The 15,992-nt window shown below is 69.5% G+C and carries 15 protein-coding genes and 1 riboswitch; of the genes, 5 read left to right on the top strand and 10 right to left on the bottom strand.

Annotation, left to right across the window (positions count from 1 at the left end):
* Window positions 1-400 precede the first annotated feature (400 nt).
* Window positions 401-790, top strand: a complete 390-nt coding sequence (locus WJM95_RS23180; RefSeq protein WP_339131729.1) for a hypothetical protein — start codon at window positions 401-403, stop codon at window positions 788-790.
* A gap of 107 nt (window positions 791-897) precedes the next feature.
* On the opposite strand, the gene WJM95_RS23175 is transcribed toward WJM95_RS23180, so the two are convergent.
* From WJM95_RS23175 to WJM95_RS23165, 3 genes are all read right to left on the bottom strand, one after another.
* Window positions 898-1,686: an enhanced serine sensitivity protein SseB C-terminal domain-containing protein gene (locus WJM95_RS23175; protein ID WP_339131728.1), complete on the bottom strand. Its 789-nt coding sequence runs from the start codon at window positions 1,684-1,686 to the stop codon at window positions 898-900.
* A gap of 226 nt (window positions 1,687-1,912) precedes the next feature.
* The gene (locus tag WJM95_RS23170) at window positions 1,913-2,689 is read right to left on the bottom strand and encodes an enhanced serine sensitivity protein SseB (RefSeq protein ID WP_339131727.1); all 777 of its coding nucleotides are present in this window, start codon (window positions 2,687-2,689) and stop codon (window positions 1,913-1,915) included.
* Between the two features lie 87 nt (window positions 2,690-2,776).
* Complete coding sequence (locus WJM95_RS23165) at window positions 2,777-3,490, bottom strand: AAA family ATPase (RefSeq protein ID WP_339131726.1); 714 nt, start codon at window positions 3,488-3,490, stop codon at window positions 2,777-2,779.
* A 151-nt stretch (window positions 3,491-3,641) separates the two neighbouring features.
* Window positions 3,642-3,738, top strand: a riboswitch (glycine riboswitch).
* Window positions 3,739-3,884: 146 nt separating this feature from the next.
* Between WJM95_RS23165 and gcvT the strand changes: the two genes are divergently transcribed.
* The 4 genes from gcvT to WJM95_RS23145 all read left to right on the top strand — a co-directional run bounded on the left by gcvT (window position 3,885) and on the right by WJM95_RS23145 (window position 8,338).
* On the top strand, window positions 3,885-5,003 hold the full coding sequence (gene gcvT, locus WJM95_RS23160) for a glycine cleavage system aminomethyltransferase GcvT (protein ID WP_339131725.1): 1,119 nt from the start codon (window positions 3,885-3,887) through the stop codon (window positions 5,001-5,003).
* A gap of 153 nt (window positions 5,004-5,156) precedes the next feature.
* Window positions 5,157-5,534 carry a glycine cleavage system protein GcvH gene (gene gcvH, locus WJM95_RS23155; RefSeq protein WP_339131724.1) on the top strand — a complete coding sequence of 126 codons (378 nt, stop codon included), beginning with the start codon at window positions 5,157-5,159 and terminating at the stop codon, window positions 5,532-5,534.
* A 12-nt stretch (window positions 5,535-5,546) separates the two neighbouring features.
* Window positions 5,547-6,806, top strand: a complete 1,260-nt coding sequence (gene glyA / locus WJM95_RS23150) for a serine hydroxymethyltransferase (RefSeq protein WP_339131723.1) — start codon at window positions 5,547-5,549, stop codon at window positions 6,804-6,806.
* Window positions 6,807-6,970: 164 nt separating this feature from the next.
* A complete protein-coding gene (locus WJM95_RS23145; RefSeq protein WP_339131722.1) occupies window positions 6,971-8,338 on the top strand; it encodes an L-serine ammonia-lyase in 1,368 nt (455 codons plus the stop codon).
* A 56-nt stretch (window positions 8,339-8,394) separates the two neighbouring features.
* Here the strand turns inward: WJM95_RS23145 and WJM95_RS23140 are convergent, their stop codons facing one another.
* The 7 genes from WJM95_RS23140 to WJM95_RS23110 all read right to left on the bottom strand — a co-directional run bounded on the left by WJM95_RS23140 (window position 8,395) and on the right by WJM95_RS23110 (window position 15,292).
* Window positions 8,395-8,595, bottom strand: coding sequence for an acyl-CoA carboxylase epsilon subunit (locus tag WJM95_RS23140; RefSeq protein WP_339135788.1), 201 nt, complete (start codon window positions 8,593-8,595; stop codon window positions 8,395-8,397).
* A gap of 20 nt (window positions 8,596-8,615) precedes the next feature.
* The gene (locus WJM95_RS23135) at window positions 8,616-10,157 is read right to left on the bottom strand and encodes an acyl-CoA carboxylase subunit beta (RefSeq protein WP_339131721.1); all 1,542 of its coding nucleotides are present in this window, start codon (window positions 10,155-10,157) and stop codon (window positions 8,616-8,618) included.
* Between the two features lie 220 nt (window positions 10,158-10,377).
* Complete coding sequence (locus WJM95_RS23130; RefSeq protein ID WP_339131720.1) at window positions 10,378-10,932, bottom strand: NAD(P)H-dependent oxidoreductase; 555 nt, start codon at window positions 10,930-10,932, stop codon at window positions 10,378-10,380.
* Between the two features lie 441 nt (window positions 10,933-11,373).
* Window positions 11,374-11,703 carry a hypothetical protein gene (locus tag WJM95_RS23125; RefSeq protein WP_339131719.1) on the bottom strand — a complete coding sequence of 110 codons (330 nt, stop codon included), beginning with the start codon at window positions 11,701-11,703 and terminating at the stop codon, window positions 11,374-11,376.
* 124 nt (window positions 11,704-11,827) lie between these two features.
* Window positions 11,828-12,691 (bottom strand): oxidoreductase, encoded by an 864-nt coding sequence (locus tag WJM95_RS23120; RefSeq protein ID WP_339131717.1) that lies wholly within the window; start codon window positions 12,689-12,691, stop codon window positions 11,828-11,830.
* A gap of 212 nt (window positions 12,692-12,903) precedes the next feature.
* Entirely contained in the window at window positions 12,904-14,016 is a 1,113-nt protein-coding gene (locus tag WJM95_RS23115) for a hypothetical protein (RefSeq protein WP_339131715.1), read from the bottom strand.
* 13 nt (window positions 14,017-14,029) lie between these two features.
* A complete protein-coding gene (locus tag WJM95_RS23110; protein WP_339131713.1) occupies window positions 14,030-15,292 on the bottom strand; it encodes an FAD-binding monooxygenase in 1,263 nt (420 codons plus the stop codon).
* Window positions 15,293-15,992 lie beyond the last annotated feature (700 nt).

The following is a 15,992-nucleotide window of genomic DNA, read 5'->3' as shown; positions in this document are numbered from 1 at the left end:
TAGCCGGCCCGCGCTTGCCGCTGTGGCGGCGTGATCAGTCCGTAGTACTCAGGAGTTAAACCCCTGGAGACCGGAAGTCTTCAGTGCTTTGGCGATCCGTTGCCAGACTTGGCAGTCAATGGATGCGCAAACGTGACGCCATCTGGAAGGTTCCGTTATTCGGACGGCGGATATCAAGGAGCGAACTGTCGCAACCAGGACATCTCGGCGCACAGTCGGATGACACCGGTCACGCTTGCACCAAATCGCCACACGATCCCTTCCAGCCACCCATGGACCACGATCGGTCACCTTCGCCACGCGAGACCTCTTCCCTTGCCCCTCAATGTGAAGATCCGATAACTTTCCCAGGAAATCGATCAACCGATCGATTACGAAACTGGGGGCTGTTTTGCGGAAGTTGACCACTCGGACGCTCTTGGGCGGCGCCTGCGCCGTGCTCCTGACCATGGCCACGGCCGGAGCCGCGCACGCCGGAACACCCACCGGACGCGTCGCGTACGTCACCAACAGCAGCGGCAGGGTCGTGGGCGAGCTGACGTTCAACGACGACGCGGACAATTTCTTCGTGTGGGACACGTACGCCGACGGGCACGGTGTGCGCGGGGAGATCCACTACGCGGGCCAGAGGCTCGCGTGGGCCTACGACGGAACGGGCGCGGACAGCACCATCGCCTCGTTCCACTACGACATCCAGGCGGGGACGACGTACTTCGTCGAGGTGTGCACGGTCGACGGAGCCAACGACACCACTCCCGTGGCGTGCGGAACAGGCACGGTCACGGAGTAGATCCCGCCGTGTGACGGCGACAAAAAGCCGCCCCGCCCCGGTCGAGGGCGGGGCGGCTTCCTTCTTGCGACGTCAGGCCGGTCACGCCGGGAGCCCGGCGCGGCCGGTCAGTACGCGGCGCCGCGCGGCGCCGGGCCCCCGTGTCCGTGCGCCGGGGCCCCGTGGGCCTCTCGGTCGTAGAACGGGCGTGCGTTCGCGCGCAGCCACATCGCCACCGGGTCGAACTCGTCCGACATCGCGACGGTGGAGACCGGGAGCCCGTCCGGGACGGCGCCGATCGACCGCTGCATCATCGCCCGCACCGAGTCGACGGCGGGCGGTGAAGTGTCGTACACGTCAAGGCCGATGGCCAGGTACGGCGTGCCGAAGGCGGGCTGGACCCAGGCGCGGCGCAACGACCGCACGGCCGGGGTGAGATGGGCGTTCTGCGTGATCAGCGCGTAGAACTGCGGGATCTCGATGGCGGGTTCGGACAGCCGGAGCGGACCGGCGGGCTGGCGCTCGAGGCCCGTGGCGATGCGGCGCAGATCCAGCCAGGGCACACCGAGGCCGCCGCCCGGAGCGTGCGGATTGAGCCAGAGCCCGAACTGGTCGGGATACAGGGTCCGGGCGACGTCCAGCGCGTCCACGACCTCGTAGCTGCGGTTCCAGCCGCTGGCCGAGAGTTCCTGGGCCGAGGTGACGCAGGGCGCGTACCCGAAGCCGTCCACCGGCATGTTCCCGTACTGGGCGTCCGGGGAGCCGGCCTGGCCGTGCCACAGGAGCATCCACACCTGGCCGGAGGACGGGGTCGCGAGCGCGCGAAGGAGCGCCTCGTAGGCGTCGTAACGCCCGGGCGTCACCTGGCGCAGCATGTGCTCGACCTGCCCGGCCGCGGCCGTGCCCGACGCGCTCACCCTCAACCGCCCCTTCGCGAACAATTCACGACGAACTCATCCCTTACGCCCGAGGCACCGGTCACCGATGTGCGTCAACGCCTCGTCCAGGCCATGAAACCAGCTTATGCGGCGATCGTGCTCCGCCGGGGGAAGCGGGAGAGAGCCGGAAACCGCCGTGCGGGCCGGCCCGGCCCCCGTGCCGCGGGCGGACGCCCCCGCCCGGCGTCCTCCGGGCGGCCGCCGCTCAGTGACCGTGCTGGTAGAAGGGGCGCACCTGGGCCCGCATCCAGTCACCGACCGGGTCCTGCGTCACGTCGAGCAGGACCAGGTTCACCGGAATGTTCACCGGAACCCGGCCGAGGGCGCGGCCCAGGGCGTCCAGCGGCAGGGCCCGGACGTCGCCCTCCCACGTCGACAGCTCGACGCCGACGAACATGACGGGTTCGTCGCCCTCGATGCTGGCCAGACAGCGGCGGGCGCTCAGGACGACGCCGGTCGCGGCGAACTCCGCGGAGGCCGCCGCCAGGAAGTCCATCGGGTCGTCCTGCCAGTCGGGCTCGAAGAGCCGCACCCGGCCCCCGCCGGCCGACCCGTCCAGCTCGGTCCGCCCGGCCCGGCACAGTTCGGCGACGGCTGGCGGCGGCAGCGGCACGCCGACCACGCCGTCCGGGTTCACCGCGATGCCCACCTGCGGCGGAAGTCCGCGGGCGAACTCCACGGCGGGCGCGATCGTGAACGACATGTGGCTGCCGACGACCTGGCGGAACTGCTCCTCGGAGCTGAAGACGGGGACGTACACCTGGCCCCCGAGGTCCATCGTGGGCAGGTCGAGCGCGCCGCTCTGCGGGCCGCCGCCGTTCGGCAGCGGCACCCAGACGAAGCTGCGGCCGAGCACCTCGACGATGCGAGCCGCCGCCGAGGGCCCCGCGGGCACGCCGAGGGAGGAGGACAACACCTCCTCCAGCTCGTTGCCGGGCCAGCCGCCGTGCGGCTGGGGGTGCGCCTGTGCCGGGAAATCCATCTGTCCACCGCCCGCTTCGAACCACTGTTCCGGCTGGAAAGGTTAGGGCCTGTCCGGCGCATCGGGCCCACGGGCCACCGCCGCCGGTCAGCCGCCGAAGTCGATCCTGCGCAGCACGTCCGCCGCGTGCCGGTCGATCAGCACCGCCGAACCGCAGCCCTCGGGCAGGTCCCCCCGCTCGGCGGCGCTCAGCAGCCGGGCGAGCGCGCCGCGATGACGGGCGAAGGCGTAGCGCGAGACGCCCCGGCCGCGCTCGCGCTGGCCCTCCAGGGCGGTGCCGGGCGTGACGTCGAGCAGCAGCAGGTGCAGCGCCCCGCCTCGGCGCCTGGCCTCGCGGGCCAGCCAGCGGCGCACCCAGGCCTGCGTACCGCAGTCGTGCACGACGAGTCCGCCGCCCGTGCGCAGGGCCCGGCGCAGACCGGCGTAGTGCGCGAGGCGGACCAGGGGGCGGTAGACGGCGTACGGCAGCAGTCCGGCCATCCGGCCGTCCCAGCGGTCGCGGGTGTCCTGCGAGTCGACGCGCGTGCCCCGCACCGCCCGCCGCATCAGCGTCGACTTGCCGCTGCCGGGCAGTCCGGTGACCACGACGAGGTCGCGCTCGCCGAAGCGCAGCCCGTGCGGACTGCGTCCGACCCGGTCGCGCAGATCCCGTACGACGGCCGCCGGGCGCGGTCCGCGGGCCCCCCGGGCCGGTGCGCCGGGCTGCTCGGGCAGGGCGAGACCCGAGGTCGTCGCGTACGCCGTGGTCCTGTCCACCGTGGCCGTCCTCCCCTTGGACATGGAGTCCATCTCCTCGGACATGGAGTTCCATCTCCCCCGAGTGTAAAGAGAAGGTAATGCCCGGCGCTTCTCCTTTCCGTGCACGGACCGCCACAGCCGTGTCACAGATGGCGGGCTGCCGTGATCGGGGAACGCGTGCGATGATGGCCGCGCCAACTGCATACCGGCCGCTTGAATCCGCGCGGGAGAGTCCTGGGTACGTGTACCCGGGCGCCGAAGGAGCAAGTCCCTCCCTTGAATCTCTCAGGCCCCGTTACCGCGCGGGCGAGGCACATCTGAAAAGCGGGCCGCTCACCGTGGCTCCACCCAAGGTGCAAGTCAGGACCACCGTTTCGTGGGGTCCTGATGAACCTCTCAGGTTCCGATGACAGATGGGGAGGAACGACCTCGCCGTCATGCCTTGGGAGCCAGACCGATGAGCAGCAACGCACCCCGCCACACCGCGCTCGATGCCCTGCATCGTTCGCTCGGCGCGACCATGACCGACTTCGCGGGCTGGGACATGCCCCTGCGCTACGGCTCGGAGCGCGACGAGCACGTCGCCGTCCGTACGAAGGCCGGCCTCTTCGACCTCTCCCACATGGGCGAGATCACCGTCACCGGCCCGCAGGCGGCGGCTCTCCTGAACCACGCGCTGGTCGGCAACATCGCCACCGTCGGCGTCGGCCGCGCCCGCTACACCATGATCTGCCAGGAGGACGGCGGCATCCTGGACGACCTGATCGTCTACCGCCTGGCCGAGCACGAGTACATGGTCGTCGCCAACGCCTCCAACGCCCAGGTGGTGCTGGACGCGCTGACCGAGCGCGCCGCCGGTTTCGACGCCGTCGTGCGCGACGACCGTGACGCCTACGCGCTGATCGCCGTGCAGGGCCCCGAGTCCCCCGGCATCCTCAAGGCGGTCACCGACGCGGACCTGGACGGCCTGAAGTACTACGCGGGCCTGCCGGGCACGGTGGCCGGTGTCCCGGCCCTGATCGCCCGCACCGGCTACACGGGCGAGGACGGCTTCGAGCTGTTCGTCGCCCCCGCCGGCGCCGAGAAGGTCTGGCAGGCGCTGACCGACGCGGGCACCCCCGCCGGTCTCGTCCCCTGCGGTCTGTCCTGCCGCGACACGCTGCGCCTGGAGGCCGGCATGCCGCTGTACGGGCACGAGCTGACCACCTCGCTGACCCCCTTCGACGCCGGTCTCGGCCGGGTCGTGAAGTTCGAGAAGGACGGCGACTTCGTGGGGCGCTCGGCGCTCGAGGAGGCCGCCGCCCGTGCCGAGCAGAACCCGCCGCGGGTCCTCGTGGGTCTGATCGCCGAGGGACGCCGGGTGCCGCGCGCCGGCTACCAGGTCGGCGCCGGCGGCGAGGTGATCGGTGAGATCACCTCCGGCGCCCCCTCGCCCACGCTGGGGAAGCCGATCGCCATGGCGTACGTCGACGCCGCGCACGCCGCGCCGGGCACCGCCGGTGTGGGCGTGGACATCCGGGGCAGCCACGAACCGTACGAGGTCGTGGCCCTGCCGTTCTACAAGCGGCAGAAGTGACACCGGTCCGCACCGGACACGACACGGATGCCCGCGGGCGCCGGTCCTGACGGGCGCCCCTCCCCGGGCCCCGGACGTGACCCTGGGCACATCCGCCCGGTCACCCACGCTTCCCTCCATCAGCACTCCACCGCGTACAGGAGAATTCAGGCCATGAGCAACCCCCAGCAGCTGCGTTACAGCAAGGAGCACGAGTGGCTGTCCGTCGCCGAGGACGGCGTCGCGACGGTCGGCATCACCGAGTTCGCGGCCAGCGCGCTCGGCGATGTGGTCTACGCCCAGCTCCCGGAGGTCGGTGACACGGTGACCGCGGGCGAGTCCTGCGGCGAGCTGGAGTCGACCAAGTCGGTCAGCGACCTGTACTCCCCGGTGAACGGTGAGGTCGTCGAGGCCAACCAGGACGTCGTGGACGACCCGGCCCTGGTCAACTCCGCTCCCTTCGAGGGCGGTTGGCTGTTCAAGGTGCGCGTCGCGGACGAGCCCGAGGACCTGATGTCCGCCGACGAGTACACCGCCTTCACGGCCGGCTGAGGAGTCACCCGCATGTCGCTTATGAACACCCCTCTCCACGAGCTCGACCCGGACGTCGCCGCCGCCGTCGACGCCGAGCTGCACCGCCAGCAGTCCACCCTGGAGATGATCGCGTCGGAGAACTTCGCTCCGGTCGCGGTCATGGAGGCCCAGGGCTCGGTCCTGACCAACAAGTACGCCGAGGGCTACCCGGGCCGCCGCTACTACGGCGGCTGCGAGCACGTCGACGTGGCCGAGCAGATCGCCATCGACCGGGTCAAGGACCTGTTCGGCGCCGAGTACGCCAACGTGCAGCCCCACTCGGGCGCCTCCGCCAACCAGGCTGCGCTGTTCGCGCTGGCCCAGCCCGGCGACACCATCCTCGGCCTGGACCTGGCGCACGGCGGCCACCTGACCCACGGGATGCGGCTGAACTTCTCCGGCAAGCAGTTCAACGTGGTCGCGTACCACGTGGACGAGGCCGGACTGGTCGACATGGCCGAGGTCGAGCGGCTCGCCAAGGAGCACCGCCCCAAGGTCATCATCGCGGGCTGGTCGGCGTATCCGCGGCAGCTGGACTTCGCCGAGTTCCGCCGGATCGCGGACGAGGTCGAGGCCTTCCTGTGGGTCGACATGGCCCACTTCGCGGGTCTGGTCGCGGCGGGTCTGCACCCGAACCCCGTCCCGTTCGCGGACGTGGTCACCTCCACCACGCACAAGACGCTCGGCGGCCCGCGCGGCGGGATCATCCTGGCGAAGCAGAGCTTCGCCAAGAAGCTGAACTCCTCGGTCTTCCCGGGCTTCCAGGGCGGCCCCCTGGAGCACGTGATCGCCGCCAAGGCCGTCTCCTTCAAGGTCGCCGCCTCGGACGACTTCAAGGAGCGCCAGCAGCGCACGCTGGACGGCGCGCGCATCCTGGCCGAGCGTCTGGTCCGGGACGACGTGAAGGCCGTCGGCGTGGACGTCCTGTCCGGGGGCACGGACGTGCACCTGGTCCTGGTCGACCTGCGCAACTCCGAGCTGGACGGGCAGCAGGCCGAGGACCGCCTCCACGAGGTCGGCATCACGGTCAACCGCAACGCCATCCCGAACGACCCGCGCCCCCCGATGGTCACCTCCGGCCTGCGCATCGGCACGCCCGCCCTCGCCACCCGCGGCTTCACCGCCGAGGACTTCACCGAGGTCGCGGACATCATCGCCGAGACGCTGAAGCCGGCCTACGACACGGACTCGCTGAAGTCCCGTGTGTCCGCTCTGGCCGACAAGCACCCGTTGTACCCCGGCCTGAAGTAGTTTCGTAGGCTTCTCGCCATATATTTGTCACCCGTACGGTCTGTGTTCGTACGGACATCCGGGGCACCGCGCACACTGGAAGCAGAGCGCGGTGCCCCGTTCCATGCAGTCCCGCACCACCTCCACCGGACAACGGCGTCCGGTGAAACCAGCAAGGAGTTCCCGTGGCCATCTCGGTCTTCGACCTGTTCTCGATCGGCATCGGCCCGTCCAGCTCCCACACGGTGGGCCCGATGCGCGCCGCGCGCATGTTCGCCCGGCGCCTGCGCAACGAGGACGTACTGGCCCAGGTCGCGTCGATACGCGCCGAGCTGTACGGCTCGCTGGGCGCCACCGGCCACGGCCACGGCACCCCCAAGGCGGTGCTGCTCGGTCTGGAGGGCGCCTCGCCCCGCACGGTGGACGTGGAGGGCGCCGACGAGCGCGTCGAGCAGATCAGGACCTCGGGCCGGATCCGGCTGCTCGGCGAGCACGAGATCGGCTTCTCCTTCGACGACGACCTGATCCTGCACCGCCGCAAGGCCCTGCCGTACCACGCCAACGGCATGACGATCTTCGCGTACGACGCCTCGGGCGACCTCGTGCTGGAGAAGACGTACTACTCGGTCGGCGGCGGCTTCGTGGTCGACGAGGACGCGGTCGGCGAGGACCGCATCAAGCTCGACGACACGGTCCTGAAGTACCCGTTCCGCACGGGCGACGAGCTGCTGCGGCTCACCAAGGAGACCGGTCTGTCGATCTCCGCCCTGATGCTGGAGAACGAGCGGGCCTGGCGCACCGAGGAGGAGATCCGCGAGGGGCTCCTCGGGATCTGGCGCGTGATGCAGGCCTGCGTCTCGCGCGGCATGACCCGCGAGGGCATCCTGCCCGGCGGTCTCAAGGTCCGCCGCCGTGCCCCCCTCTCCGCCCGCCAGCTGCGCGCCGAGGGCGATCCGCTGGCCCACGCGATGGAGTGGATCACCCTCTACGCGATGGCCGTGAACGAGGAGAACGCGGCGGGCGGCCGGGTCGTCACCGCCCCGACCAACGGCGCGGCGGGCATCATCCCCGCGGTGCTGCACTACTACATCAACTTCGTGCCGGGCGCCGACGAGGACGGGGTCGTACGGTTCCTGCTCGCGGCCGGAGCGATCGGCATGCTGTTCAAGGAGAACGCCTCCATCTCGGGCGCCGAGGTCGGCTGCCAGGGCGAGGTCGGCTCGGCCTGCTCCATGGCGGCCGGAGCGCTCGCCGAGGTGCTGGGCGGCAGCCCCGAGCAGGTCGAGAACGCCGCCGAGATCGGGATGGAGCACAACCTCGGCCTGACCTGCGACCCGGTCGGCGGCCTGGTCCAGATCCCGTGCATCGAGCGCAACGGCATGGCCGCGGTGAAGGCCGTGACGGCGGCCCGGATGGCGATGCGCGGCGACGGCTCGCATCTGGTCTCCCTCGACAAGGTCATCAAGACCATGAAGGAGACCGGCGCCGACATGAGCGTCAAGTACAAGGAGACGGCCCGCGGCGGTCTCGCGGTGAACATCATCGAGTGCTAGGAAACGCGTGCCGGGGATGCGGGCGCCGACCTGAGCGTTCGCTTCCTTCGGCGCCGTCAGCGCCAGGAGACGGGGCTGCGGTAGCCGGCCACGCGCTCCAGGCGGCGCCAGCGGGCCTGCGGGCGGCGGCTGCCGTGGGCGAACCGCGGAGCGGCGGCGCCCTGCGCGGCGGTGCGGGCCGCCAGGACCGCGATCAGCGCCGCGAGTTCCTCGGGCGTGGGGTCGCCGTGGATGATGCGGAGGTCCCCCTGGTCCATCTGCTGCCCCTTCGGTGCGCTCACTGGGGTGGGTTGCCGTGCTTGCGGGCGGGGAGGTCCGCGTGTTTGGTGCGGAGCATCTGGAGGGAGCGGATGAGCACCTCGCGGGTGCCGGCGGGGTCGATCACGTCGTCGACCAGGCCGCGCTCGGCGGCGTAGTAGGGGTGCATCAGCTCGTCCTTGTACTGCTGCACCAGCTCGACGCGCTTGGCCTCCGGATCGTCCGCGGCGGCGATCTCGCGGCGGAAGACGACGTTGGCGGCGCCCTCGGCACCCATCACCGCGATCTCGTTGGTCGGCCAGGCGAACGCGAGGTCCGCGCCGACCGAGCGCGAGTCCATGACGATGTACGCGCCGCCGTACGCCTTGCGCAGCACCAGCGAGATCCGCGGCACGGTGGCGTTGCAGTACGCGTACAGCAGCTTGGCGCCGTGGCGGATGATCCCGCCGTGCTCCTGGTCCACGCCCGGCAGGAAGCCGGGCACGTCCAGCAGGGTGACCAGCGGGATGTTGAAGGCGTCGCACAGCTGCACGAACCGCGCGGCCTTCTCCGAGGCGTGGATGTCCAGTACACCGGCCAGCGACTGCGGCTGGTTGGCGACGATGCCGACGACCTGCCCGTCCATGCGGGTGAGCGCGCAGATGACGTTGGTGGCCCAGCGCTCGTGGATCTCCATGAACTGGCCCTCGTCGGCCAGCTCCTCGATCACCGTGCGCATGTCGTAGGGGCGGTTGCCGTCGGCCGGGACCAGGTCGAGCAGCGCCTCGCAGCGGCGGTCGGCCGGGTCGAAGGTCATCTCCACCGGCGGGGTCTCGCGGTTGTTCTGCGGCAGCATCGACAACAGGAAGCGGACCTCCTCCAGGCAGGTCCGCTCGTCGTCGCAGGCGAAGTGCGCCACCCCGGAGACCTCGGCGTGCACGTCCGCGCCGCCCAGACCGTTCTGGGTGATCTCCTCGCCGGTGACGGCCTTGACCACGTCCGGTCCCGTGATGAACATCTGCGAGGTCTCGCGGACCATGAACACGAAGTCGGTCAGCGCCGGCGAATAGGCGGCGCCGCCCGCGCACGGGCCCAGCATCACGGAGATCTGCGGGATGACACCCGAGGCGCGGGTGTTGCGCTGGAAGATGCCGCCGTAGCCGGCGAGCGCGGTGACGCCCTCCTGGATCCGGGCGCCCGCGCCGTCGTTCAGCGAGACCAGCGGCGCACCGGTCGCGATGGCCATGTCCATGATCTTGTGGATCTTCGTGGCGTGGGCCTCGCCCAGCGCCCCGCCGAAGATCCGGAAGTCGTGCGCGTAGACGAACACCGTGCGGCCGTGGACGGTGCCCCAGCCGGTGATCACGCCGTCGGTGTAGGGCTTCTTCGCCTCCAGGCCGAAACCGGTCGCCCGGTGCCGGCGCAGCGGCTCGACCTCGTTGAACGAATCCTCGTCCAGCAGCAGCCCGATCCGCTCCCGCGCGGTCAGCTTCCCCTTGGCGTGCTGCGCCTCCGTCGCCGCGGCACTCGGCCCCGCCAACACCTGCTCACGAATCGCGAGCAGCCCGGCCACGGCGGACATCCCGTTCTCCCCTCACTGTGATCTGAAACCCACCCGAGCGGCGGGCACCACCAGGTCCCGGTGCCACTTGAGGTTCGTCGCGGGGGCTTCCTTCGCTGAACTCTCGTCGAGTCCGGCGAAGGAAGCGGCGGTGATGTGCAGGAACGCGCTGCCTGGGGCCGAACCCCAGAAGGAACACCGTGATTAATCGTGAACTCTTGGAATTCACGAATAATCGACGTCAGCCGACCGGCGTCTCACTGGTCGCGAGGAGCCTGCGGTATTCCTTGGCGTTCAGGAGGAGATCCTCGTCCAGCGGGTCGAAGATCATGCCGTAGACGGAGTGGAAACCCTGGTAGTCGAGCTGGCAGAACTCCAGCGTCTGAGCGACCGGGGCGAGGTACTGCTCGAGGGTCCGCCGGGCGAGGCCGTCCTCGGCGTAGGTCTCCAGGGTGCTGCCGACCGTGACGGCCAGCCAGGCCTTCTTGCCCTGGAGCGCCGAGGCGGAACCGTCGAAGGTGAAGGCGAAACCGTGCACGAGCACCGCGTCGAACCAGGCCTTGAGCAGCGGGGTCACGCTGTACCAGTAGACCGGGAACTGGAGAACGATGGTGTCGTGCTCGCGCAGCAGTTCGTGCTCGCGTGCGGCATCGATCTTGAAATCGGGGTAGGTCTCGTAGAGGTCGTGGACGGTGACGTTGTCCAGGTCCTTGATCCCGGCGAGCCAGGTGGCGTTGCCACGGGATTCCGCGAGGTTCGGGTGGGCGACAATGACGAGGGTGCGATTCGTGGTCACTGACTGGTCCATTTCTCGTGTAGGACGCGAACCCGTATGCGTCATCACCGTCAATGCCGGCGAGCGGGTCGGTCGTGTCCGCGGTCATGCGTTCTTCTCGAGCGCTGCGAAAGGGCGATCGTTTCGGAACGAGCGGCTGTGTCTCTTTAAGTAAAGGCAGTCGATGATCCGAGGGGAATTCATCACGCGATATTGACGGACTCGTTCCACCGACGACCGTCCTGGTGGTGGATATTCACGCGCACCCGCCCTCAGGGGCTCGCGGAGCCGGTCAGGAGCGGGCGGCACCGGCGATGACGCGCGGACAGGCACGGTCCTCCGCTCGGATCACGGGGCGTGGAGAAGCCCATGATCGGGAAGACCGTGCCTGTCGACCTCGCCGGCCCACCCCGCCCGCTGGACCGTCACGCGGTGCCGCTCCGGGAGATGGCCCGAAGGGACTCACGGGGTGAGGATTTCGCACTCCTTGATGACCAGCACCGTTCCGTCCTCGCTGAAGACCCGGCACTCTCCCCTGACGGTGACGGGGACGCCCAGGGGGACGCTTCGCACGAGCCGGAAGGATTCCTTGATCCGGTGGTCGAAGGGCAGCACGAAGATGGCGAGGTGGGGGCCTCCGGCGGAGTCCGACACGTCCACCACCGGCGTGCCGTACTGGCTCTCGCCCGTACGGATGGAGACTCCCTCGAGCGTGAGGTACTTCCCGTAGTAGGCGCGCTCGGCGGCGGCGCGGTCGGCGGTGAACTCGTTGTGGAGGTCTCGAATGTTCATGGGTTGCCGCCTTCTCTAGTGTCGCGTGGTCCTGCTGGTCTGGTTCGAGTCTGCCGTCGATGCGGGTGCGGAACCTGGAGTTGAGGTCCAGCGGCTCCCGCGGTCCGCACACGGGCCCACGGGGTCACTGCCCGACGGTGTCGAGTTCGGCGATCGCCTCGTCGGGCAGTCGCAGGTCGGCCGCGGCGATGTTCTCCCGCAGGTGAGCGACGCCGGAGGTTCCGGGGATCAGCACCGTCGTGGGCGAGCGCCGCAGCAGCCAGGCGAGCGCCACCTGTTGCTCGGTGGCGCCGAGGCGGCGGGCGACGTCGCGCAGGGTCCGTGACCGCAGGGGGTGGAATCCGCCGCCGAGGGGGAAGAACGCGGCGTAGGCGATGTTCTCCTCGGCGCAGCGGTCGACGAGGGCGTCGTCGGCGCGGTCGGCCAGGTTGTACTGGTTCTGCACGGTGACCACGGGGGCGATGGCCTGGGCCTCGGTGAGCTGGGCGCCGGTGATCCCGCTGAGGCCGAGGTGACGGATCAGGCCCTGCTCCCGCAGGTCGGCCAGGGCGCCGAACGACTCGGCGACCGAGGACCCGTCACCGCCGAACGCGGCCGTGCGCAGATTGACCACGTCCAGGGTCTCCAGGCCGAGGTGCCGGAGGTTCTCGTGGACCTGGGCCTTGAGGTCGGCGGGGTCCAGGGAGGTGATCCAGCCGCCGGTGGCGCTGCGGCGGACGCCGACCTTGGTGACGATGTGCAGACCGGCCGGGTAGGGGTGCAGGGCCTCTTTGATCAGTTCGTTGACGACGGTCGGCCCGTAGAAGTCGCTGGTGTCGATGTGGGTGACGCCGAGCTCGACCGCTGCGCGCAGCACGGCGATCGCCCGAGTGCGGTCCTTGGGGGGTCCGAAGACACCGGGACCGGTCAGCTGCATCGCGCCGTATCCCATCCGCGTGATGCTCAGGTCGTCGGCGAGGGTCAGCGTCTGGAGGGCGGGGATGGTCATCAAAAGGCCTCTCGCGTCTGTTCGCGGCATCGTTGCGGACCGCTCGGCGCGTCCATTGGGTACGTGTCCATCGGTGCGGCGGAGGCAGGGACGCGGTCGGGTGGCCGGGGGCACGAGCCCCCGGCCACCCGACCGGTGGAAGACGAGCGGGTCACGTCATTTACTCCGAGGCCGAGCCTCGGACCCCTCGTTCCTGCACGTCACCGGCGGTCTCATGCGACGGCCGCTGCCGGATTGCCTCCGGTGGCCGCCTTGACGGTGTCGTCCTGCGGCGAGGTTCGACGGACCGTCGCGAAGTTGAACGCCTTGTCGCGAATGGTGATGGTCCACGAGAGCCCGGACCTCTCGCCCACGGTGAGCCCCAGCACGATGAGCGGCATGTGCCACTCGTACTTCACGAGCGTGCCCTGGTCCGCACGGGCGTCCGTTCCGTCGTGCGCCGATACGTTGCCGTAGTTGTTGACGGCGAAGACGTCGGGCGTGGCGATCATCTTCCCGATGCGGGCCTGGCCGGCCTCGACGAAGTCCTCTCGCCGCTCGATGCGGGACAGCGCGTCGATCTCGCGCTCCTCCTCGGCGCGGTAGTAGTCACGGATCTGGATTCCCGAGCTCTGCTCGATGACGCTGCGCGGCACCGTCAGGAACCGAAGCGTGTTGCCGAGGGGCAGCTTCGGCGAGTAAAGGCTGTTCTTGAGGACGAACATGTTCGCGCTGTCGCGGTCGAGGAAGTCCGTCCTCATCCTTTCCAGGAAGGAGCCGATCCTGACCGGCGCGGCGGAGCCTTCGGTGAAGGTGACCGGGAGCTCCTTGGTCGCACCGGAGGGCGAGGACTGAGCGGGCGGCAGGAAGGCTTCCAGCTCGTCGGCCCTGATCTCCAGCTCCGCGAGGCCTTCGGCGATCCGGAAGCCGTCCTGCCGAGTCTTCAGGGTGCTCATCAGCGCCTGGTGGAACCGGAAGACCTTGTATCCGTCCTGCAAGGGGAACGGTATGCAGGTGAAGATGCCCTGGAGGTGCGGGTCGGAGCGATAGGTGACGGAGGCGAGCAGGAAGCTGTCGTAGTAGCTCTCGTACTTTTCCGCGAGGAGTTCCTGGAAGGACGAGAGGGGGAAGTCCTCGGGAGTGTCGAAGGTCAGCTCCACCAGGTGGCACTTGGAGAAGAGCGGGTTCCCCCGGAAGAAGTGCTTCATGGCCTCCTCGAACTCGGCGAGCTCGAAGGCCCTGTCCACCTTGTACGTGGAGAGCGACGGAAAGAACTGCGACGCATCGATGAACGGGAACGTGGTCAGGGAGAGCCGAAGGATTTTGTCGGCGATGGAGAGGGGCATTTCGTTACCTCCATTAACTGGTGTGTGCTGCGGAGCGCCGCCGGCGATTGGCCGTGAAAACGCGCCACATGATGCCCGGGGTGCACACCGCTGTCGGCGGTTCGAGCAAGTACTGGACTTTCAGGAATTTCTCGGCCACGACCATGTCCGTCTCGGCCGCGGCGAGCACCTTGTCCATGTAGGAGTTGATGAGCCGCACGGGAAGCGGCCTCGGGCCCTCGATCTGAGGAAGAGCCAGGTCACTGCCGGTCGCCATCTTCCAGGCGACACCGATGGGCTTGGCGGCCTTGCGGAAGAACCGTTGCGCGACCTGATCGAGGTCACCGCTCAGCGAGTCACGCAGCGCCATCGCCTGGAGCGAGGCCACCGTCATCCCCTGGGCGTAGATGGGGTTGAAGCTGGATATCGCGTCGCCCACCACCAGCAGCCTGCGCGGGAAGCGGGTCAGCTTCTCGTAGCGGCGGCGCACGCTCGCCGGGAACCGGTGCGCTGATATCTCGCTGAGCGGCTCGGCGTCGCGGATCGCCGCGAAGACGTGTTCGGGGACCAGCGGCCTGGCGAACTCCACCCACCCGGCCGGGTCGGTCGGCGGATGGTGGTCGCGGTATCCGATCAGCGTCAGGACCCAGCGGCCGTCCTCTTCCTCCAGGAACTCCGCGCCCTTGGGGCTCCCCGGTGCGTGCCCGATGATCACGACCTTCTCACGGCCCATCGAACCGGGGGCCGGCCGCAGATAGCGGCTGGTGTACATGATGTCGACGTCGATACGCTCCTCGAGCGGCGGCTCGTATCCCATCTCGACCAGCCACTTGGTGGTCCGTCCGGACCGGCCGGTCGCGTCCACCACCAGGTCGGCGGGGATCACGTCCTCGGAGCCGCTGCCCACGTACCGGACGCACACACCGGTGACGGCGTCCTTGTCCGAGGTGGTCTCCAGGCCGGTGACCTGGCACTCGTCGATGACCTTGATCTTCGCGAGATCCCCGATGCGGGCGCGGAGCCGGCTCTCCAGATGCGGCCGGCTCGGCTGGTAGGTGCGGGACAGATCGGCGTACTCGCCGTCCATGCACAACAAGTGCCCGCCCAAGCTCATCCGCAGCTCGGAGGGTCCGTCGATGACGGGCGCGCCACCGGAAACGAAGTCGTCGAGTATCCCGGGGAACAGCTCCTCGAAGATCTTCGCGCCCTTGGAGAGCAGGCCATGGGCGTGGCGGCCCTGCGGCACACCTCGCCGCTGCGTGCGCTGCCCCTCCGGCAGCTGGTCACGCTCTACCACCGTTACCCGGTCGAATGCCTCGGAGAGCACCCGGGCGGCGAGTAGACCCGAGATACTCGCTCCCAGCACCACCGCATGTTCGCCGATACGCTTCACTGGAATTCCTTCTGGTTGGGCAAGTGTCCTGTGTGGGGTACGTCCTGCAATAAATGGGTGATCGGGCCGACGCCCGGGCGATGGTTTCCCGAATCCTTCGATTTGGAAATCATCGAGATGTGCGGTGCGCACCCGCGAACATAAGTGCCCCCACGTTTGGCCACCGCACAGGGCGCCGTATTGGCTTGTTCGTTCCATCGAGCCCGGCTCGTGTGGCCAAAATTCACGTCGGACGCGAGGCGCGGGCGCGCCGGCGGCACGTGTCCGGGCACCTGGTGCCGGGCCGGAGCTCCGGGCCGGCACCAGGAGTGGTCGCGGGCGTCCCTATAGAGGGGACAGGAGTGCAGGCCGACGGGCGGGCCGGCTTCCGGCCGGTCGACGGGCCGTCGCTCCGGGATCCGATCGGTCGAGCGGGGTCACCGGGAGGGACGCGCGCCGCTCGGGTGGCCGGCCCGGCCGGCCGGCCGCGGACGGGACGCCGTCGACCGGGTCTCCCGGGCGGGCCCACTCTCCTGGCGGCCCCCTCTTTCCGCGGTCCTCGCCGCCCTCATCGCACCCGCCATGGAGCAGATCCGTCAGACAGTGATACCGGCTGGAATTTTTC

Source organism: Streptomyces sp. f51 (assembly GCF_037940415.1).
GTDB lineage: Bacteria > Actinomycetota > Actinomycetes > Streptomycetales > Streptomycetaceae > Streptomyces.
The sequence above is the reverse complement of the archived record's forward strand: the minus strand, read 5'-3'. Positions and strand labels throughout refer to the sequence as shown.